This window comes from Bacillus cereus group sp. N21 (genome assembly GCF_016483395.1).
GTDB classification, from domain to species: Bacteria; Bacillota; Bacilli; order Bacillales; family Bacillaceae_G; genus Bacillus_A; species Bacillus_A pseudomycoides.
This window is the reverse complement of the sequence record NZ_JAEHBX010000042.1, coordinates 14,735-34,169: the sequence shown is the minus strand read 5'-3', so window position 1 is coordinate 34,169 and position 19,435 is coordinate 14,735. Positions and strand designations below refer to the sequence as shown.

Sequence of the window (19,435 nt, the reverse complement as noted above, 5' to 3'; positions counted from 1 at the left end):
TTAAACTCCAGCAGTAATCTCTAAAGCACCAGAACCCTGTAATGAGATACTGTACGTAACTAAGTCGTCATAAGGGAATTCTAGCGAGAAATCAGTGATTGTACAGTTTCCTTTGTACTTAGTTCCAGATGGTAATTCGATATAAACGTTAACGTTTTCTGAGTTAATGAACGCTGTTTCTAAAAGACCATAAGCCGCATCAGATTCTACGAATGCACCATCACAATCAATACTCCACTCTTTGAATCCAGCTAAGCTCTCTTTCCAGAAACCAGCTGTGTCTTTAGAAGTAGCATCTACTGTTTCAGCAGAACGAGAAAGTGTTGCATTTCGTTGTCCGGCTAATAACTTACCAGTTGTAGCATCTTCAATGTAAACTTTGCACTTCATCCCTGTCATTTTTGCCATTGTATATTACCTCGTTTCGATTTTTTGAAATAAAAAAGAAGCCGAAATAAAAATATTCCGACTTCTTAATTTGTGAATTTTTTCACATACGACTACGCAATGATTTCTAATTTAGTGAACGCATCACTGTTGTAAACTGCTCCATCGAGGAAAACATCAAACAAAAATCCAACCGAACCACGAAGTGCATGGTCAGTATCTTGAACCATAGTCATTTTAGGACCGTTCTTAACAAGTACAGCGTATCCATCTTCAAGACTCCCCAGAATACATGGAACTTGTCCAACATCACCAGCATCTAAAGAATTAGTGATAACTACTTCTAATCCGAACAAAGTATAAGTTGGTTTGGCATTGACGATTCCGTTTTGTACGTAGAAATGACCTGAAGCATCCTTTAACTTAGCAACTCGATTATAGAATGGTCTAGACATAATGAACTGAGATTTTTGAAGATACTCTGGATGTACGTTAAGAACCATATCTAACAATATATCTAGTAACTGAGCATCAGTAGCAGCAACAGATAAAGTTTTCTTTTCAACCGTAGCATCAGGAACGATTCCACGAAACTCTTCAGCAGCAGTACCACGAAGGATTGATTTTTCAATTGCCTTGAAAGTACGTTTTGCAAGTAAGTTTGGAACGTACTGATGCATATTTGTTGCAGCATCATTAATTAGCTGATTTGTAAGAGCAATGTAGGCTCCAGCTCGTTTTTGATTCAAAGAGATTTCCCCTAGAGACATTGATTCTTCTAATAAGTTCTGTACTTCTCCAACGAACATACCAACTCCAACAGCAGTTTCTCTTGGAATCTTTACTGAACCACTTGCAGATGGAATCTTACGAGCACGAGCAAATACTGGAGAAGTTTCTTCTAACTTTTCAACAATAATGTCCGCAACTGCGGTCGGAATCACCGCTTCATTTCCAGAAGTAAGTTGTAAGTTACGAAAGCTATCGTTAAACTCACGGATTTCTGTATCTTTACGAACTTCTACTTCATTTTTATAACTACCATATCTAAATTCTGTTTTTTCCATTTTGTGTTTCTCCTCTTCTTTTTTAATTTCTGCTAAACTTGGAATCTCAACTTCTTCAATCAAGTTGATACCACGAGCAGCAATTGTGCTGGACATATAAGCAGGATTTTTCACAACAGATACTTCGAACAATTCCAACTCTGTGATTGTGCGTTCAAAAAGACCGTTTCCAAGAGACTTCCAAGAATCCGAAATAGTTCTAAAACCAAATGACATATTTTGAAAGATTCCAGATTTGATTAGTTCATAAGTATCCGTTCCATAACTTGTAGGAACAATTTCCGCTTCAATGTATAAACCTTGACTGTCTTCTCGAAGTTTTAAGCTTCCATTTCGAGTAGAAGATAAGATTTTTTTGGAGTCATGTTCTGCAAGAAAGTCAATTTCTTTTGCATTCTTGATTGCCTGAGCGAAAACACCTTTAGCAATCTTTTCAACGAATCTTTTTGTTGATCCAAGAACTTCACTAAGTTGTCCTGTTTTGTTGACATAACCAGAGACCGTTAATGAATCATCTTTATTAGCACTTAATTTAGTGCCCTGAAAACGTAGTTCCATTTTCATAATCTCTTTCACTCCCGTATAAAATGTGCTTGCCGAAGCAAACCTGAAAAATGGCAAAAATAAAAAGACGTACCCCGAAGGATACGCCTCTTCAAAAAGAAAAAATCGATAGGAAACGATAGAACTCATTCTGTCGTTTTATATTATTAGTAGCTGCCATTTAAGCAGCTCTAGATGACAATTGTAAAAAGAAGAAGGAGGAGGTGGAAATAGGATTAACCAACTCCCCAATGAACCTTAAAAGCTTTGCAAAACTTTCAAACTCAACTACTGAAATTGAAATGAAATCGAATCCACCTATCATGGAGAAAGATGGAACGGATATATAAAGCAAATCGGCGTATACTTTATATATCTCTTTTGTTTTTATAAGCAATACTCTTATATTATATATGTCGTTCTACAGTTAGCCGCGCCCCTAAAAACTAGAAATCTTTTCACAAATTTTCCGGATTTTGTATTGGCAAGCTTTATAAGTAATATCTAGTGCTTGAGCAATTTCATTAATCTGACGCTCATCTCGAAGCATATCAACTACAAGCTTTTCATCATCATTTAGCTTTTGAATCAATTCTTCTAAATCTAAGAAGATAAAGCTTAAATCATTATTTGGGTCGAATTCCATGTTCATTGGAAGAAGAACTTTTACATGAGCAGGATTCTTCAAATCTATTACACTCAAATTTGGTACAGTAGATTCTTTTGCAACAGTTCTGTAACCAAAGATTCCATCTAAAGCATCTTTTGAATAAATCATATCTTGTTTCATTTGACCAATTGTCCTAGAACGAACGAACTTTTTACCATCATCTTTTCGGAAATCTTTTTTAAGATGATTGATTCCATCTTGATATTCACGAAGAACTTGTCCAAGTAAATCTTGGCGTTCTAAGTCTTTTTGTCTTATTACTTGTATTTTTCTCTTTTTATGATTCTTTTGATTTCTTATAAGAAAGTGAAGTACTTCCATTCCCATTTCTTTTCCGTCTTCGTCTTGAGCTTCAGTAAGAGATTCAAGTGAAACGTCCCGATTGATTCGTTTTGTTAATTCATCATTGTCATACCAGTATTTTCCCATCTTAGTTTCCTCCGTATAAATTATTAGTTGTAATATACTTATATCTGCCTTATCAAAAACGTAAATTAGAATTCAAAAAAAATAAGCCATCTTTCGATGCCTTAATCTTTCTGTTTCTTGTATACTTCCTCATAGAATTTCTTTTGTTCTTTTAAAAGTTCAATGTAATATTCAAGTGCTGGAATCCAACTTCCTAAATCTTTGAACATTGGGTTTCTTTTTCTTACTGGCTTATCGAGAGAATCTTGCAATTCTTCGCACAATCCTAAGTAAGTATTTCCTTCGTATACAAATCCAGCTGCCATAACCTTTTCCATTAGTCTTAATTTATTTTCATCTACTAGTCTTGCTTTTCCCAAGGCTTCTTGTCTCAATTCTTTAATTTCATCAAGTAATTCCATAGGTATTCCTCCGGTCAAAAATTATTTTTGTTATTATATCTGCATGATTGAAAACCGTAAATTGATTTCCTAATTAAAATCAGGACACTCAAATTTAGATTCTTCTTTCGATTTTTTCGTTTTCCACAAATCATAAGGAGTCACATAAATTGGAGTACTAACTCCTTTTTGTTTTGCTGCCTGTTCATCATAATTAATTAATCCGAGCTCTTTTAATTGTTTCTTAAAAGCATAAAATTTCACTCTTTTTATACGACAAAATTTTTGTGCAGATTTTTCTGTAACGATAATATATTTTTCTCCATTTTCATCTACAAAAGATGTTACTTCTGCTCTGTTTAACATATACGAATATAAGAAAATTCCATCGTTTTTTAAGTCTTTCAATCTTTCATCTTGAAACATATCCATTGTAAGTCTTACGAACCAAGTGCTTTCATTATTTTTAGTTGCCATAGTTGAGTTCCTCCAGTTAGTTATTGTTTTCCTCACAAAGTATTTATATCTGCCTTGTTCAAAACGTAAACAACTAGAGTACTTAATTTAAATATCGTTCCTATGAATTTAAATATTTTGCTGCGAGAAAAGAGCATCTTTTCTTGCATAATTACTTTTTTATATTATTTATTTATATAATACTTATTTATAGTGACCATTTTTTGAACATACTTTTAATAGGTTTTTGAACAACTCTATTTAAAAAATGAACTTAGTTTCAATGTCATAGTTGTTCAAAGTTTGAATATATGAACAAAAAAGAAGCACCAGTTTTTCAACCAGTGCTTTCATTTCAGTTTTATTATCTTGTCATTCGATAGATGTCGCTCTCTACTGTTGTTAATCTTTTTTTATGTCTTCTACTCTTACTTGCTCAGACTGATAACCAGCACCTTCGAGTCTTTTTTCGATTCTGTCTAATCGATTGTTCACATCAGAGAAACTACCTCTTACTTCTTCTCGGAATTCTCTTTGTTCCTCACGCATTTGTTTTAGTTCCTTTTGCATTTCAGCCAACAATTCAAGAATTTGTTTTTCCATTTTTCAACAACTCCTATTCGTTTATTATAAAGTGTCTTGTAATTATCAACAGTTTATATAAAGCAAAACTTGTTTTTCACCTAGTAAAGCTGGCACGAATCTTTTTTGATGTTGCTTCTCCATCTTTTGCATTTCCCACAATGGTCATTTATAGAAAGTTTAAAATGTGGATTTTATGCCTAAAGATTATGCTACAATAATAATCAAACAAAAGGAGGGAGCCAAGAATGCCAAAAGGAGGACCAATACCAGTAGTCTGTTATAAAAAATTTAATGATGGTTCCGAGATTGTCATTGAAAAATTCGAACGTGTTACTGATGCAATAAAGTGGGCTAAAGAGAATGAAATTATGTCTGCTGGAGCCGTACAATTTACTATCAATACAAATAACTACTTATCAAACAGAGCTTCCAAAGTAAGTAAGTATCCAAATCGACTCTTATACAGATTTGCTAGAATTTGACCATTTTAAGGTAAAAAGGAGAGATATTATTTTATAATCATCTCTCCAGTTTCCATATAATCTGGATAATTTTAAAGCTTCTGGAGGCTATCCTAATTCAAAAATAAAAATAAAAAAGATTAAGCTAGATAACCTGATTAATAATCTAAGTCTAAAGGAATTCCTTTTGTTGATTCATCTTTATTATAATACAAGTCGTACATCTCATTGAGTAATTTCCAACGTTCTTCATTCTCTAAGTTTTCAATCATACTTAATATTTCTTTAGATGTTACTTGTTTACCGTTTAACTCCTTCTCATTTCGATATTTAATTACCTGCATTTCTAAAAGATCGATTCTTCTTCCTAGAGAATAATATTGTTCTCTAAGCTCTTTTCCTAATGTGTCTAATATCTTCACAATCGAATCAGTATTTATTTCAATTACAGCTACTCTTCTTCCAATTTCAGAATCAATCTTGTCAAAGCGCTCATGAATACCTGAAGCCGTATTTCGATTAATTCTTATAATTTTCTCTAAAATCACTTTTTCATCTACCATTTTTATTCTCCTCCTAATTTTCATCTGTATGATTTGCAAATAAAATACAATTAAATATATATCCCTTAAATTAAAATGCAATCGTGGGCCTTCTGGATCTTCTAGGAGCTATCCCTAATAAAGACTAATATGGTAACTCGTCATTATCAATCTCAAAGCGATTATGTAATCCATAATTTGGTTTACTCTTATTTATTTCTTTATTCGAAAGCTCTCTCATCACTTCTTGATACTCCGCGAATTCATCTGAGCGCTTATAATCCGAATTATCACAAATAATCTCTAATGACTTATAAGCATATCCCCTAATTTTATCTACTGGAACATTTAGGTATCTACCACTTTCAATAGTATCGTTCACGAATTTCCTTATTAAAGTATTCCATTGTTTTTTAGAGTATCTACCAACAGAGAACTGAGTATAAAATTCATTACATGAGTTCGTAAGTAATTCCTCAAACTCATTAGTTGTTGGAGATTCCTTGTAATTACAATTGAAATTATATTTATTATCTTTATCTTGTTCTTTTTTATTTTTCTTTTTAATAGTTGATCCCTTTTGTACAGGCTTGCCGTTACCTTTGGGTAATGCTAGGGTTTCCTTTTTGGAAAGGCTTGGCTCACTTTCTTGCTGTACTGTCTCTGGATTTGTTGATACATTCAGGTCTTCCCTTTTGTCAGAGCTAGGATTTACCTCTGAAAGTAAGTCTTGAACAATCTTGTCTGTGATACTAAAGTACTTCTTAGAAGGTACTCCCATGACCTTAGTTTCAATATAGTCAGCTTGCTCCAATTCTTTAATAGCTTTTAACTGTTGCTTATAAGACAAAGCTGTTTCTTCTTCTAAAGTTTCGCTCGTTAAAAAGAAATACTCTCTTTCCTCTTTAACTGTTAGCATACCTTTACTGCCAAAGCTTTCATAGCTTGAACATAACTGTCCAAAAATAATAGCTCCGTTAACTGATACTGTATGAGCCAACTCTTTGTTATACATGACAAATCCGTTTCCACTTAAAAGTGATATTAGTTTCATGCTTCTTTCTGCTCCCTTTGACACAGAAGACCAGGCTACATATAATATTAATGTAGAAGGTTTTTCTTCTGCGTTTTCGTATTTAGAGATGGTGAGCCGCCAAACTCATTAACCATCTCTTTTATTTATTTTAATACACGAACATAAGTTCGTAAACACTTTAAATTCTCCACTTTGCTAAAGGAGAATGATGTTGATATTTCTTCGCTATTTCTTCCCTAGTTAGATCTAAATAAGCCTGTTCTGTAACTGTTACAGATGAATGGCCTAAAATTCTACTTAGTGTATACAAATCCCCACCATTCATCAAAAACTGTCTTGCAAAGTTATTTCTTAGTTGATGAGGGTGCACAGCTAAACCCATTCGTGCTCCTGCTTGTTTTAACTGTTTTTCAAATGATGGAATGGTCATTTCAGTATTTTTAGTTGTAGGAAAAAGAAGGTTTGCTGATGTGTGTCTATCTTTAAACTTTATATAATGCCTTAACTCACGTGCCATTTGCTGACTAAAATATACATACCGCTCCTTTCTTCCTTTTGTCTTCGTTAGCAGTATCATTCGATGTTTAAAATCGATGCTCTCTACATCCAACGCTAGACATTCTCCTATACGCATTCCAGTATCTTGAAGCAACATAACAATAACTTTGTTTCTATAACCATGAAATTTCGTGAAATCAAATTGATCCAATAATGATCTGAATTCTTCTTCTGAGATTCCAACTTTTTGTCTTCTTTCAGTTTTTATTTGCTCGATTGTCTCGACAGGATTCTTTCTAATTTCATTCTCACTAGTTAACCAATTAAAGAAAACTTTTATATTTCTAATGTAGTTATTGATTGTCACATTACTTACTTTCTTTTTGTAATCTGTTCTATTTTCTGGACAATTTTTCTTCCTACTCTTCTCATTCCCGACGACTGTATATTTTCCTCTCTCCTGTACATACTTCATATACTGCCTAATATGTCCAGCTTTCACTTGGCTTGGATCCGCAATCTCATATTCATTCTTTAAATAGAAAATAAATAACTTCAATGATTGTTCATAAGATGACAAAGTTTTTCGCGATAAATTTTTGGATTGACAGTAAACCAGAAAATCTTCCAAATGAAATTCTAACTCAGTTAACTTCAATTTCTTCACTCCTTTTTAACAAAATAAAAAGACCAACGAATCATAAAATTCATTGGTCATTGAGTAAAAAGTTTATTGGTTTAAAAATTGATATTGAGTATAGATTTCAAGAATTCGTCGGTTTCACTAAAGAGTAATCCCTTTGCTACGTCTATCTTTAGCTCGCCTTATGTTCAAGTCTCAACTTATCCGCAACCATTGCGATGAATTCTGAATTCGTAGGTTTTGCTTTTGACATCGATACAGTATAACCAAATAAGGACGAGATTGAATCAATATTCCCACGACTCCACGCTACTTCAATCGCATGACGGATTGCGCGTTCCACACGGCTTGCTGTCGTATTATATTTTTTCGCAATATCCGGGTATAAGACTTTCGTAATAGAACCAAGAAGCTCGATATCGTTATATACCATAGAAATTGCCTCTCGCAAATACATATATCCTTTAATATGAGCTGGTACACCAATTTCGTGAATAATGCTTGTAATACTCGCATCTAGATTCTTCGGTTTTCCATCTACTGTTGTTGCAGATCGGAAAGATGGTAGTGGACGTTTAATTATAGTATTCGTTTTACCGCTTACTTGACGAATATGACCCGTTAAATTTTCCATATCAAATGGCTTTAAAATGAAATAAGAAGCACCTAAATCAACTGCTTTTTTCGTCACATCTTCTTGTCCAAATGCCGTTAACATAATCACATTTGGCTGTCTTAGTCGTTCAATATGACGCATTTTTTCCAGCACCGCTAAACCATCTAAATGTGGCATAATAATATCTAAAACAAGTACATCAGGTTGTTTCTCCTTCAGTAAATTCAAACACTCTTGACCATTATAAGCAATTCCGATTACTTCCATATCATCTTGAGCAGCAACATAACTTTCTAGCATTGATACTAGTTCCTTATTATCATCCACAAGACACACTTTAATTTTCTCCACAGCTTTTCCTCCCTTACCGAATCGATTCTCCCGACATGTGTAAGCTTCTAGGCTACATGAATTGTTCGACAATTGTGTGAAATTTCCCTTTTAAAGTTTCTTAATTTCCGATAAAATCACAAAAAAATATGTTTATCGTTCATTTATTTTCTTTCTTTACACATTCCATCATAGGTTTACAACGAAACGTTCACTCTTTTCTTTTATTTTACAACAAAAAACAGCTCTTGCGGAACTTTTACAAAATTTCAACGAATTTCTCAAGAAAAAAGCAAGCTGATGTTAATCAGCTTGCTTTTTTCTCTTGCTCATAAATATTAATTCCAGCTTCATGTAACATCCATTCAATATGGACACCATACCCTGAAGTTGGGTCATTCACAAATACATGTGTAACAGCACCAATCATTTTTCCATTTTGAACAATCGGACTACCACTCATCCCTTGAACAATACCACCTGTTTTAGCCAACAAACGTTTGTCTGTAACTTTTACAACCATTCCTTTTGTAGCTGGGAACTTTTGTGGTACCGCGCTTACGATTTCAATATCAAATGCCTCTACTTTATCTTGATCGATAACTGTTAATATTTTCGCTGGCCCTTCTTTCACTTGATGAGATAATGCAATCGGCATTGCTTCATCCATTATGCCATTTTTTATACCTGTATTTAATTTACCAAAAATACCAAAAGGACTATTTGTTGTAATATTACCAATCACTTCACGATCCGGTGAAAATCTTGCTAATTTTTCTCCTGGATTTCCATGACTACCGCGTTCGATAGAAGTAACTGTCGAACGAACAATCTGTCCATCTTCTACTTGAATTGGTTTTTTCGTATCATTATCAGAAATAACATGACCAAGCGCTCCATATTTCATCGAATCCGGATGAACAAAAGTCATCGTTCCAATACCAGCAGCTGAATCACGAATATATAAGCCAATCCGATAAGACGATTCACCATTATCTTTTTCTGGTGTTAGTTTCGTATGAATATACTTACCATCTCGTAATAAGACGAGGTTAAGCGGTTCACCTGTTTTTCCGCTATCATGAATAAAAGGTGCCACATCGCTCATTCTTTCAATTGTTTTTCCATTAATTTCGGTAATCATATCCCCAACTTGTACACCAGCCACTTCTCCAGGCGATACTTTCCCTCTCTCTGTTTGAATTAAATGATGTCCAACAACAAGTACACCTTTTGTATTCAATTTCACTCCAATTGATTGCCCACCTGGAATCACTTTAAAATCTTTTAATACTTTCACATTTACCTTTTTTACTGGAAATCCAGCAAGTTGAAAAACCATATCCGCTTCACCATTTTGATGCGAATTTACTACAAGTCCAGATTTCTGTTCTTTATTTGAACTCACTGTAAAAACATGATGATTTGTCGATGAAGCCTGGAAAACTGGAAATGATGCTATTTCGGATTGTTGACCCTCAAAAATAACGAGTTGCTTCGGGGATGAAATAAACGTACGAAGCGGTTTAAAACATCCAATAAAAATTAATGAAACAAGGAGGCAAAGACCTATTATTTTTCGGAATTGCTCTAATTTCAATTCATTCACTCTCCTCGCTCCTACCCCACATTCAGCCTAACGACTTCATCTTTTAATTTCTCCTTGCAACGCTTTGTTTATAACCGGAAGAATCAAGAAATCGTCATTTGAGCAAAAAAGCTATCCATTATTGGATAGCCTCTGCTGTCTGTTTAAAACGATGTGCTTGCGTAAGTAACTCTTTCGCATGTTCCGTCGTTAAATCGGTAATTTCCACGCCAGAAATCATTCGAGCAATCTCCGTTACCTTATCCTCTGTACTTAATACAGTAACTGATGTAATCGTCCGATCATTCGCAACTTGTTTACGGATAAATAAATGTGAATCCGCCATTGATGCTACTTGAGGTAAGTGCGTAATACAAAGTACTTGTGAGTTTACAGATACACGATAAATTTTTTCCGCAATCGCTTGTGCCACTCGGCCACTCACTCCCGTATCTACTTCATCAAAAATGACCGATGCAACACCTTGATGCTTAGAAAAGATACTTTTCAGAGCTAAAATAATACGAGATAACTCTCCACCAGAAGCTACTTTTGAAAGTTGTTTTAATGGTTCACCTGGATTTGTTGAAATATAAAATTCCACATGATCGTATCCATCTGCCGTAAGTTTCACTGGTGTCCCTTCTAGAAATGGATCATCATGGCTTCCTTCTCTTTTCTTAATCCTCACTTCAAATTTCGTTTTTTCCATATACAATTCTTTTAATTCTTGGTGGATTGCGTTCGTAAGACGATCTGCAAGTTGATGACGCATATTGCTCAATATTGTTGCTTCCTTCAAAATTACACTTTCTAATTCTTTTAATTTCTTTTTCGTCGTTTCAATATGTACATCTTTATTTTCGATTGTAAAAATTTCTTGCTCTATTTTATCAGCATACGCTAAAATCTCTTCTACAGTATTTCCATACTTTCTCTTTAGCATACGAATTTCATTTAAACGCGTTTCAATTTCATCTAAACGATTCGGGTCATATTCCATTATATCTAATCTTTCACGGAGCTGATAGGCAACCTCTTCTAATAAGTAGTAGCTATTTGCAATCGAATCATGGTTCTCTTGATACGCCTCATCTAGGTGTGTAATACTCTCCATTTGTCCCATCGCATTTCGCACATGATCAAGTCCACTACCATCTTCGCTTAACGAACGGTATGCATCACCAAGCGCTTTATAAATCTTTTCGAAATTAGAGATTTTTAATCTCTCTTCCGTCAATTCATTTTCTTCATCGACTTTCAAATCCGCTTTACAAATTTCTTCGTGCTGGAATTGAATTAAATCTAAGCGATGTGCCATCTGCTGTTCATTCTCTGTTAAGGATTTCAGTTGTTTTTTTAAATGCTCATACTCACCGTATACGCCCTGATATATTTCTAATTGGTTCACGATACGATCTCCATCAAAATGATCGAGCATAAACAAATGGCGTTCCTCATTCATCAAATCTTGCGTTTCATGTTGTCCATGAATATCAACAAGTGTTTTCCCAATTTCTTTTAATATACTCAATGTAACAAGTTTACCATTTACACGACATACACTTTTTCCATTCGCAGCGATGTCACGTTTTAAAATGATCATCCCATCTTCAATTTCAATGTCCAGCTCTTCAGCTTTCGTAATACATGGATGTTTATCATCCTCTATATAAAATAAACCTTCAATTTCAGCTTTTTCTGTTCCATATCTAACAAATTCTGCTGAACCGCGGCCACCAACAAGTAAGCTGATTGCATCAATAATAATTGATTTTCCGGCACCTGTTTCACCACTTAAAACTGTTAAACCTTTTTGAAAAGAAATATTTAATGACTCAATAATAGCAAAGTTTCTAATCGATAATTCCGATAACAATGCCCCATTCACCTCGTTATAAACTAATCCCCTAAAAAGGGCTTTCGCTAAGCGCTTTTCACTCTGCGTTTATCATATATATTGTATGTATAAATTACTCTTCTAGCCCGCTCCATTGTACCAAACATTCGTTTTACGGGTCAATCCATCGATTTCCTAACTTCATTCTAGAAAAACACCATATTTCACTTCACATTCATCTATTTTTCCTAGAATAAAAAATATCTTGTTTACTTTCTGCTTTTAGCAAAAGAGTAAACAAGATTCTTTTGTTACAACATATTTAAGAAACGATCTGATACAACACCTGTATCCTCAGGCGTACGGCAAATAATTAAGCAAGTATCATCACCACAAATGGTTCCAATAATCTCATCCCATTCTAAATGATCAATAAGTGCTCCAAGCGCGTGCGCGTTACCAGGTAATGTTTTTAACACAAGCATATGTCCTGCTGTGTCTAACTTTACAAACGAATCGACTAGATTACGTTTTAATTTTTGCAACGGGTTAAATCGTTGATCTGCTGGTAAGCTATATTTATAGCGACCATCATGCAATGGCACTTTTACTAAGTGCAACTCTTTAATGTCACGCGATACAGTTGCTTGCGTTACATTAAACCCTTCATTACGTAAAATATCAACTAGTTCATCTTGCGTTTCAATTTCTTTATTCGCGATAATTTCTCTGATTTTAATATGGCGCTGACCCTTATTCATACATTTGCACCTCACACTATCTCTTACCATAGTTTAAACATTGGTATACTTCACTTATTTATGTTAACTTATAATCGTTTACTTGTACATAATTGTTTTTACAATCATTATACAATTCCAACAAAAAGAGGAACAACAACCGTTATTCCTCTTTCCCTTTTTGTTTTAAGACCTCATGAGCTTCTGTTACAACTTGCTCTACAGAAACCAGAGAATGCTTTTCGCCAATCCCACGTTCACCATGCCACTTTAAATGAATTAAAAACTCAATATTTCCGTCCCCACCTGTAATTGGAGAAAATGTTAAGTTTTCAACATCATACCCTTCTTTTATTGCGAAATCAACAATCATTTCTACGACAGCTTCATGAACTTTACGATCACGAACGATGCCCTTCTTCCCGACCTGCTCTCTTCCAGCTTCAAATTGTGGTTTAATTAAAGCCGCAACATTACCATTTGGAGTCAATATCGTTTTTAAGACTGGAAGAATTAATTTTAACGATATAAACGAAACATCAATGCTAGCAAACTGCGGCAAGCCACGCTCTAAATCAGCCGGTGTTACATAACGAAAATTCGTCCGTTCCATAACAACAACGCGCTCATCTTGACGAAGCTTCCAAGCAAGTTGATTGTACCCTACATCTAAAGCGTAAGATAACTTCGCACCATTTTGCAGCGCACAATCTGTAAAGCCACCAGTTGATGAACCAATATCTAACATAATTTTATCTTGTAAATCAAGATGAAAAGTCTCTAATGCCTTCTCTAACTTATAACCGCCACGGCTCACATATGGCATAACTTGTCCTTTTACCGTAATCGGTGTATCTTGTGGGATTTTTTCCCCTGGTTTATCGAGTCTCATTTCATTTGCATATACAAGACCCGCCATAACAGCGCGTTTTGCCTTTTCACGCGTTTCTATAAGTCCTCGTTCTACTAATAGTACATCTACTCTTTCTTTTTTTACACTCATTTGTTACGCCCTTTTTTGTTTTGATGGAATCATTGTATGAATACGGTCCACAACAGCATCTGTCGTTAAACCAATTTCTTCTAACAACTTTGTAACACTACCGTGTTCAATGAAATGATCTGGAATTCCCATTCGTTCGATTAAAGCACTATGATACCCATGCTCAGTAGCAAATTCTACTACACCTGTACCAAATCCACCGATTAAACAAGCTTCTTCAATTGTTAAAATCGGCATATTCTTACCTAGGAGTTCATGTAAATATGATTCATCCATCGGCTTAATAAAACGAGCATTCACGACTTTCACTGAAACTCCAGCTTTTTCGAGACGCTCCGCCGCTTCCAGCGCCATCGGAATCGTTGTACCAAATGTCAAGATTGCTGCTTGCGTACCTTCTTTTAAGGTTTCCCATGTACCAATTGGAATAGCTTTGAGTTCTTCATCCATTTTAACTCCAAGTCCATTTCCGCGCGCATAACGCAGAGCAATTGGACCATCTTCATATTGCATTGCCGTATATACTAAATGCTGCCCTTCATTTTCATCTTTCGGCATCATGAGCACCATATTTGGCAAGTGGCGTAAAAACGCGATATCAAATACACCTTGATGCGTTTCACCATCTGCTCCAACCAATCCAGCACGGTCAATTCCAATGAAGACATTTAAATTTTGACGGCATATATCATGAACAACTTGGTCATATGCACGTTGTAAGAATGTTGAATAAATCGCTAAGAACGGCTTCATTCCTTGCGTTGCCATCCCAGCGGCCATCGTTGTGGCATGTTGCTCAGCAATTCCCACATCAATCATACGATCTGGAAATTCTTGATGAAACTTTTCAAGCTTAGAACCAACTGGCATTGCTGGTGTAATCGCAACGATACGCTCATCAGTTCTTGCAAGCTTACGAACTGTCTCACTTACAACCGCACTCCACGCCGGTGCAACTTCTTTTGGCTTTACAAAATCACCAGATTCGATTTTATATGGTCCTGTTCCATGCCAAGTTCCAATCACATCGCTCTCTGCTGGTTTATAGCCTTTTCCTTTTTTCGTAATCACATGAACAAGTACCGGGCCTTTTGTTTTCTTTGCATATTGAAGTGTTTCAAATAAGTTTTCATAACTATGCCCATCAACAGGACCTAAATATGTAAACCCTAACTCTTCAAAGAAGACACCTGATACAAGTAAATATTTTAAACTATCTTTTACTTTTTCTGCGGTTGCTGCAACTTTCCCGCCAACTGCTGGAATTTTCTTGAGTAAATACTCTAGTTCATCCTTCACCCATTGATATTTTCCAGCTGTACGCAGGCGACCAAGAACGTTATGAAGAGCTCCAACATTTGGAGCAATTGACATTTCATTATCATTTAAGATAACAATCATATCTGTTTTTTCATGCCCGATATGGTTTAATGCTTCTAAAGCCATTCCACCAGTCAAAGCACCATCCCCAATAATTGGTATAATACACTCTTTCGTTTTCTTTAAATCACGTGCTAAAGCCATTCCCATTGCAGCAGATAATGAAGTCGAACTATGACCTGTTTCCCATACATCATGCTCACTCTCGCAACGTTTTGGGAAACCACATAGACCTTTATATTGTCTTAATGTGCCAAACTCTTTTGCACGCCCTGTTAAAATCTTATGCACATAGGATTGATGTCCTACATCCCATAAAAATTTATCTTTTGGACTGTCAAATAATTTATGCAGAGCAATTGTGAGTTCTACTACACCTAAGTTAGGAGCAATATGTCCACCTGTTTGAGAGAGCTCTTCAATTAAAAACTTCCGAATATCCTCACTCAATGCCTCTAGTTCGCTGATAGACATATCTTTCAAAAAACTAGGGTTTTGAATTTGCGTTAGATCCACATGGATCACTCACTTTCGTTTCATAATCTGTCAATATGGCAAATATTACAAAAAAATATTTGCACAACACAAGAAATTCTTCAATATCATTCCTATTTTCTATCCTGCTTGAACAGACAATTCGTCATCTTTCTCTTCATTCTTAGAAAACGAAGTATCCCTTTCAAGTAAGAAGCCTACATGAATCATAGCTCCTCTATCCGATGAAAAAAGAGCCGCTAACACAAAGTGATAACGGCAACGTAATCTAGATATATTTTTGCCAATAACAAGAAAAGAAAAACCTTTTTCTACATTTATACCACAAAATAATAAATGACTCAACAAATGAAAACGTTCTTACATTAGTTATTACGCTTTGCGATCAAATCACAAATAGATAATAAATACTCATCTTGTAATTGTAAAGATGCTATCGCATCTTTCGCTTTAACAATTGTTTCTTCTAAGATACATTTTGCCTCATCTATAGTAAATAACGTCGTATATGTACTTTTTTCATTGGAAGCATCACTACCAATTGGTTTTCCAATTTCTTCTTCCGTACCTTCTACATCTAAAATATCATCTCGAATCTGGAAAGCCAGACCAATATATTTTGCAAATGCAAGTAGTTTCTTCTCTTGTTCTGGTGTTGCTCCTGCAAGTACCGCTCCTGCAAGCACGGCATATTCTAATAACCGCCCTGTTTTATACTTATGAATATATTCTAATTCACTAAGCTCAAGCCGCTTTCCTTCCGCTTCCATATCCGCTACCTGTCCAGCAACCATTCCTTCTGGTCCAGCTGCTTTTGCAAGTTCAAGCGCAAGTCTTAGCTTTGTTTCTGTAGAAATGTCTTGATGATGATACGCTGTCACTACTTGGAAAGCATGTGTTAACAAGCCATCTCCCGCTAAAACGGCCATCGCTTCACCAAACACTTTATGGTTTGTTGGTTTTCCCCGTCTTAAATCATCGTCATCCATACATGGTAAATCATCATGAATTAACGAATAGGTATGAATCATTTCAAGAGCACAAGCTGCTCCTATACCCAGTTCTCTTTCCTTTTCAAACGCTTGCAACGTTGCAAATAAAAGTAACGGACGGAGACGCTTTCCGCCTGCTTCCAATGAATATGTCATCGCTTCGCGAAGTACATTTGGACATTGTAATTGATTTGCATAGCGTGCAAGCTGCTCCTCGACGAAAGTTTTACTCTCTTTCACAAAAGCATCAAAAGCTACATATGCCACTATGCTTCATCTCCTACAGCAGTAAATGGTTTAAGTTCTCCATCTTCTCCAAGGATAACTGCCATTTGTTCTTGTACATCTTTCAATTTCTCATCACATAGCTTAGACAACTCCATACCTTCTTTAAAATATGAAATCGCCTCTTCTAAAGGAACATCGCCTTGTTCGAGCTTAGAAACAAGATGTTCAAGCTGAGAAATTGCTTCTTCAAAGCTTAATTTATTTTCCATTGTTCAATTCACGCTCCTCTATGCCCGATACGTTACAATCTAACACTCCATCTTGTAATTGTACTGAAACAACATCACCAAGGCCGACATCTTTCACACTTTTTAACACTTGCTTTTTTTCACTATATACGAGCCCATATCCTCTCATCATTACTTTAAGTGGACTTAGTGCCTCTAATTTTTGAGCCGCCCTCATAAACGCAAACTCTTTCGTTTGCAGTAATGTTTGCATTTCACGTTGCAATTGCTTTTGCAACGTTTCTACCCTTGTTTTTGTTTGTACAATCTTTTGAGAGGGATGATGCTTCTCCAAATAAAATGAGAGCTGTTTTAACTGATTTACCTTTTTCTCTACATAGCGTTCTTTCACCAAAATAAGCTGTTCAAGAGTACGATCTAACTGTTCTTCTTTTTGCTCATACACTTGCTTTGGATAACGAAACGCATACGATTTTTGAAGTGTTTGCAGTTGTTCTTGCTTTTTATGTAACATCTCTCGCATTGCCCTTTGCAGGCGAAGGGTTCGTTGTAACACTTTCTCTTGTAATTCAATTATATTTGGTGCTGCAAGTTCTGCTGCTGCCGTTGGAGTTGGTGCACGTAAATCTGCTACAAAATCAGCAATTGTAAAGTCTGTTTCATGTCCAACTGCCGAGATGATTGGAATTTCACTCGCAAAAATCGCACGTGCAACCATTTCTTCATTAAAGGCCCATAGTTCTTCAATGGAACCGCCCCCACGACCGACAATTAAAGCATCTATATCCTTCATCTCATTCGCTGTTTGAATCGCTTGTACAATTGAGGGAGCCGCAGACTCCCCTTGTACAAGTACCGGAAATACAATCACATTCCCAATTGGATAACGACGTTTAATCGTCGTTATAATATCCCGAATCGCAGCTCCTGTTGGAGATGTAATGACACCAATTGTTTTCGCATAGGCAGGGATTGGCTGTTTATAAACTTGAGAAAACAGCCCTTCTTCCTCTAATCGAACCTTTAATTGCTCATAAGCTAAATGAAGATTACCAATTCCATCAGGCTGCATATCATGAACATAAATTTGGTATGAACCACTTGCTTCATAGACAGAGATTTTCCCTTTTACAAGTACTTTCATTCCATCTTCTGGTCTGAATTTTATATTGCGATTATGACCCGCAAACATAACCGCTGCTATTCTTGCATTTTCATCCTTTAATGTGAAATACATATGGCCACGGCTATGACATTTAAAGTTTGAAATTTCTCCTTTTAACCAAACAGACTGCAAATGCGGGTCATACTCTATTTTTGTTTTTATATAGCGTGTTAATGCTGTAACGGTTAAATATTGCTTTTCCATCTTTCTCTCCTCATAGCCGATTCAAATTATTTACAAACAACTCCTGCGCGTTTTGCAGATTCTACTGTATTATGAAGGAGCATTGTAATTGTCATTGGGCCGACACCTTTTGGTACTGGTGTAATGTAACCCGCAATATCAAGTACATTTTCAAAGTCAACATCACCGCACAGCTTACCTGTCTCTAAACGGTTGACACCAACATCAATTACAACTGTACCTTCTTTTATATAGTCAGCTGTTACCATTTTTGGTCTTCCAACAGCTACAATTAAAATATCAGCTAACTTTGATAATTCTTTTATATTTTTCGTTTTGGAATGGCAATATGTTACAGTCGCATTTTCATTTAAAAACAGCTGTCCCACTGGTTTTCCAACGATATTACTTCTTCCGATTACAACAACGTGTTTTCCTGAAATATCAAGATTTGTTTCTTTTACTAATTCTACAATGCCATGTGGTGTACATGGAAGAAATGTATCTTGACCTGTCATCATACGGCCAACGCTGATTGGATGGAACCCATCTACATCCTTTTCAGGTGAAATTCTTTCAATGATAGCTTTCTCTTCAATATGTTTCGGTAAAGGCAATTGTACTAATATACCATTAATACGGTCATCTTCATTTAAGCGATCAATTTCAGCTAACAAACGTTCTTCTGTAATTGTATCTGGAAACTCAATTAACTCTGAATAAATTCCAACTTGTTCACAGCCCTTTTCTTTTCCTTTTACATAAGAACGAGATGCTGGGTCTTCTCCAACTAAAATAACGGCTAATCCTGGTACAATCCCTTGCTCTTTCAACTTCACAACTTCTTCTTTCAATTGTGCTCGTTTTTTCTCCGCAACTTCATTTCCTTTGATGATTACTGCTACCATTTAAGATTCCCCCTTAAAGAAA

Annotated in this window: 21 protein-coding genes; 1 reads left to right on the top strand and 20 read right to left on the bottom strand. The window is 35.5% G+C overall.

What is annotated here, in order from left to right:
• From JDS96_RS20635 to JDS96_RS20610, 6 genes are all read right to left on the bottom strand, one after another.
• Complete coding sequence (locus tag JDS96_RS20635; RefSeq protein ID WP_098143759.1) at nt 1-408, bottom strand: phage major tail protein, TP901-1 family; 408 nt, start codon at nt 406-408, stop codon at nt 1-3.
• A gap of 92 nt (nt 409-500) precedes the next feature.
• On the bottom strand, nt 501-2,018 hold the full coding sequence (locus JDS96_RS20630) for a phage major capsid protein (RefSeq protein WP_242479953.1): 1,518 nt from the start codon (nt 2,016-2,018) through the stop codon (nt 501-503).
• 418 nt (nt 2,019-2,436) lie between these two features.
• Nucleotides 2,437-3,096 carry a hypothetical protein gene (locus JDS96_RS20625; RefSeq protein ID WP_199667879.1) on the bottom strand — a complete coding sequence of 220 codons (660 nt, stop codon included), beginning with the start codon at nt 3,094-3,096 and terminating at the stop codon, nt 2,437-2,439.
• Between the two features lie 101 nt (nt 3,097-3,197).
• A complete protein-coding gene (locus tag JDS96_RS20620; RefSeq protein WP_199667878.1) occupies nt 3,198-3,497 on the bottom strand; it encodes a hypothetical protein in 300 nt (99 codons plus the stop codon).
• A gap of 69 nt (nt 3,498-3,566) precedes the next feature.
• Nucleotides 3,567-3,953: a replication initiator protein A gene (locus tag JDS96_RS20615; protein WP_199667877.1), complete on the bottom strand. Its 387-nt coding sequence runs from the start codon at nt 3,951-3,953 to the stop codon at nt 3,567-3,569.
• A gap of 381 nt (nt 3,954-4,334) precedes the next feature.
• Nucleotides 4,335-4,535, bottom strand: coding sequence for a hypothetical protein (locus JDS96_RS20610; RefSeq protein WP_199667876.1), 201 nt, complete (start codon nt 4,533-4,535; stop codon nt 4,335-4,337).
• Nucleotides 4,536-4,762: 227 nt separating this feature from the next.
• On the opposite strand from JDS96_RS20610, the gene JDS96_RS20605 reads away from it, so the two are divergent.
• On the top strand, nt 4,763-4,999 hold the full coding sequence (locus tag JDS96_RS20605; protein ID WP_199667875.1) for a hypothetical protein: 237 nt from the start codon (nt 4,763-4,765) through the stop codon (nt 4,997-4,999).
• A gap of 137 nt (nt 5,000-5,136) precedes the next feature.
• Here the strand turns inward: JDS96_RS20605 and JDS96_RS32275 are convergent, their stop codons facing one another.
• The 14 genes from JDS96_RS32275 to folD form a co-directional block, all read right to left on the bottom strand.
• Nucleotides 5,137-5,541, bottom strand: coding sequence for a hypothetical protein (locus JDS96_RS32275; protein WP_242479952.1), 405 nt, complete (start codon nt 5,539-5,541; stop codon nt 5,137-5,139).
• A gap of 124 nt (nt 5,542-5,665) precedes the next feature.
• Entirely contained in the window at nt 5,666-6,574 is a 909-nt protein-coding gene (locus JDS96_RS20590; RefSeq protein ID WP_199667874.1) for a hypothetical protein, read from the bottom strand.
• 160 nt (nt 6,575-6,734) lie between these two features.
• Complete coding sequence (locus tag JDS96_RS20585) at nt 6,735-7,712, bottom strand: tyrosine-type recombinase/integrase (RefSeq protein WP_199667873.1); 978 nt, start codon at nt 7,710-7,712, stop codon at nt 6,735-6,737.
• Between the two features lie 157 nt (nt 7,713-7,869).
• Nucleotides 7,870-8,664, bottom strand: coding sequence for a sporulation transcription factor Spo0A (spo0A, locus tag JDS96_RS20580; protein ID WP_199667872.1), 795 nt, complete (start codon nt 8,662-8,664; stop codon nt 7,870-7,872).
• A gap of 286 nt (nt 8,665-8,950) precedes the next feature.
• The gene (spoIVB, locus tag JDS96_RS20575; protein WP_199667871.1) at nt 8,951-10,252 is read right to left on the bottom strand and encodes a SpoIVB peptidase; all 1,302 of its coding nucleotides are present in this window, start codon (nt 10,250-10,252) and stop codon (nt 8,951-8,953) included.
• A gap of 118 nt (nt 10,253-10,370) precedes the next feature.
• Nucleotides 10,371-12,110: a DNA repair protein RecN gene (recN, locus tag JDS96_RS20570; protein WP_199667870.1), complete on the bottom strand. Its 1,740-nt coding sequence runs from the start codon at nt 12,108-12,110 to the stop codon at nt 10,371-10,373.
• A gap of 272 nt (nt 12,111-12,382) precedes the next feature.
• Nucleotides 12,383-12,832 (bottom strand): arginine repressor ArgR, encoded by a 450-nt coding sequence (gene argR, locus JDS96_RS20565; RefSeq protein ID WP_001032579.1) that lies wholly within the window; start codon nt 12,830-12,832, stop codon nt 12,383-12,385.
• 142 nt (nt 12,833-12,974) lie between these two features.
• Nucleotides 12,975-13,814: a TlyA family RNA methyltransferase gene (locus tag JDS96_RS20560; protein ID WP_199667869.1), complete on the bottom strand. Its 840-nt coding sequence runs from the start codon at nt 13,812-13,814 to the stop codon at nt 12,975-12,977.
• 3 nt (nt 13,815-13,817) lie between these two features.
• Complete coding sequence (gene dxs, locus JDS96_RS20555) at nt 13,818-15,710, bottom strand: 1-deoxy-D-xylulose-5-phosphate synthase (protein WP_006095948.1); 1,893 nt, start codon at nt 15,708-15,710, stop codon at nt 13,818-13,820.
• A gap of 99 nt (nt 15,711-15,809) precedes the next feature.
• A complete protein-coding gene (locus JDS96_RS20550) occupies nt 15,810-16,037 on the bottom strand; it encodes a hypothetical protein (protein WP_033796411.1) in 228 nt (75 codons plus the stop codon).
• 17 nt (nt 16,038-16,054) lie between these two features.
• Nucleotides 16,055-16,948, bottom strand: coding sequence for a polyprenyl synthetase family protein (locus tag JDS96_RS20545; protein ID WP_199667868.1), 894 nt, complete (start codon nt 16,946-16,948; stop codon nt 16,055-16,057).
• The gene (gene xseB, locus JDS96_RS20540) at nt 16,948-17,178 is read right to left on the bottom strand and encodes an exodeoxyribonuclease VII small subunit (protein ID WP_016116257.1); all 231 of its coding nucleotides are present in this window, start codon (nt 17,176-17,178) and stop codon (nt 16,948-16,950) included. The genes JDS96_RS20545 and xseB overlap by 1 nt, the downstream gene beginning before the upstream one ends.
• The gene (gene xseA / locus JDS96_RS20535; protein WP_098125046.1) at nt 17,168-18,526 is read right to left on the bottom strand and encodes an exodeoxyribonuclease VII large subunit; all 1,359 of its coding nucleotides are present in this window, start codon (nt 18,524-18,526) and stop codon (nt 17,168-17,170) included. Before xseA ends, xseB begins: the two co-directional genes overlap by 11 nt.
• Before the next feature lie 26 nt (nt 18,527-18,552).
• Entirely contained in the window at nt 18,553-19,413 is an 861-nt protein-coding gene (gene folD / locus JDS96_RS20530) for a bifunctional methylenetetrahydrofolate dehydrogenase/methenyltetrahydrofolate cyclohydrolase FolD (RefSeq protein ID WP_199667867.1), read from the bottom strand.
• Between the last annotated feature and the right edge of the window lie 22 nt (nt 19,414-19,435).

Bases quoted from the DNA above. Each gene is read 5' to 3' on its own strand.
- JDS96_RS20635 (WP_098143759.1), bottom strand. From the start codon at position 408: ATGGCAAAAATGACAGGGATGAAGTGCAAAGTTTACATTGAAGATGCT.
- JDS96_RS20630 (WP_242479953.1), bottom strand. From the start codon at position 2,018: ATGAAAATGGAACTACGTTTTCAGGGCACTAAATTAAGTGCTAATAAA.
- JDS96_RS20625 (WP_199667879.1), bottom strand. From the start codon at position 3,096: ATGGGAAAATACTGGTATGACAATGATGAATTAACAAAACGAATCAAT.
- JDS96_RS20620 (WP_199667878.1), bottom strand. From the start codon at position 3,497: ATGGAATTACTTGATGAAATTAAAGAATTGAGACAAGAAGCCTTGGGA.
- JDS96_RS20615 (WP_199667877.1), bottom strand. From the start codon at position 3,953: ATGGCAACTAAAAATAATGAAAGCACTTGGTTCGTAAGACTTACAATG.
- JDS96_RS20610 (WP_199667876.1), bottom strand. From the start codon at position 4,535: ATGGAAAAACAAATTCTTGAATTGTTGGCTGAAATGCAAAAGGAACTA.
- JDS96_RS20605 (WP_199667875.1), top strand. From the start codon at position 4,763: ATGCCAAAAGGAGGACCAATACCAGTAGTCTGTTATAAAAAATTTAAT.
- JDS96_RS32275 (WP_242479952.1), bottom strand. From the start codon at position 5,541: ATGGTAGATGAAAAAGTGATTTTAGAGAAAATTATAAGAATTAATCGA.
- JDS96_RS20590 (WP_199667874.1), bottom strand. From the start codon at position 6,574: ATGAAACTAATATCACTTTTAAGTGGAAACGGATTTGTCATGTATAAC.
- argR (WP_001032579.1), bottom strand. From the start codon at position 12,832: ATGAATAAGGGTCAGCGCCATATTAAAATCAGAGAAATTATCGCGAAT.
- JDS96_RS20560 (WP_199667869.1), bottom strand. From the start codon at position 13,814: ATGAGTGTAAAAAAAGAAAGAGTAGATGTACTATTAGTAGAACGAGGA.
- xseB (WP_016116257.1), bottom strand. From the start codon at position 17,178: ATGGAAAATAAATTAAGCTTTGAAGAAGCAATTTCTCAGCTTGAACAT.
- xseA (WP_098125046.1), bottom strand. From the start codon at position 18,526: ATGGAAAAGCAATATTTAACCGTTACAGCATTAACACGCTATATAAAA.
- folD (WP_199667867.1), bottom strand. From the start codon at position 19,413: ATGGTAGCAGTAATCATCAAAGGAAATGAAGTTGCGGAGAAAAAACGA.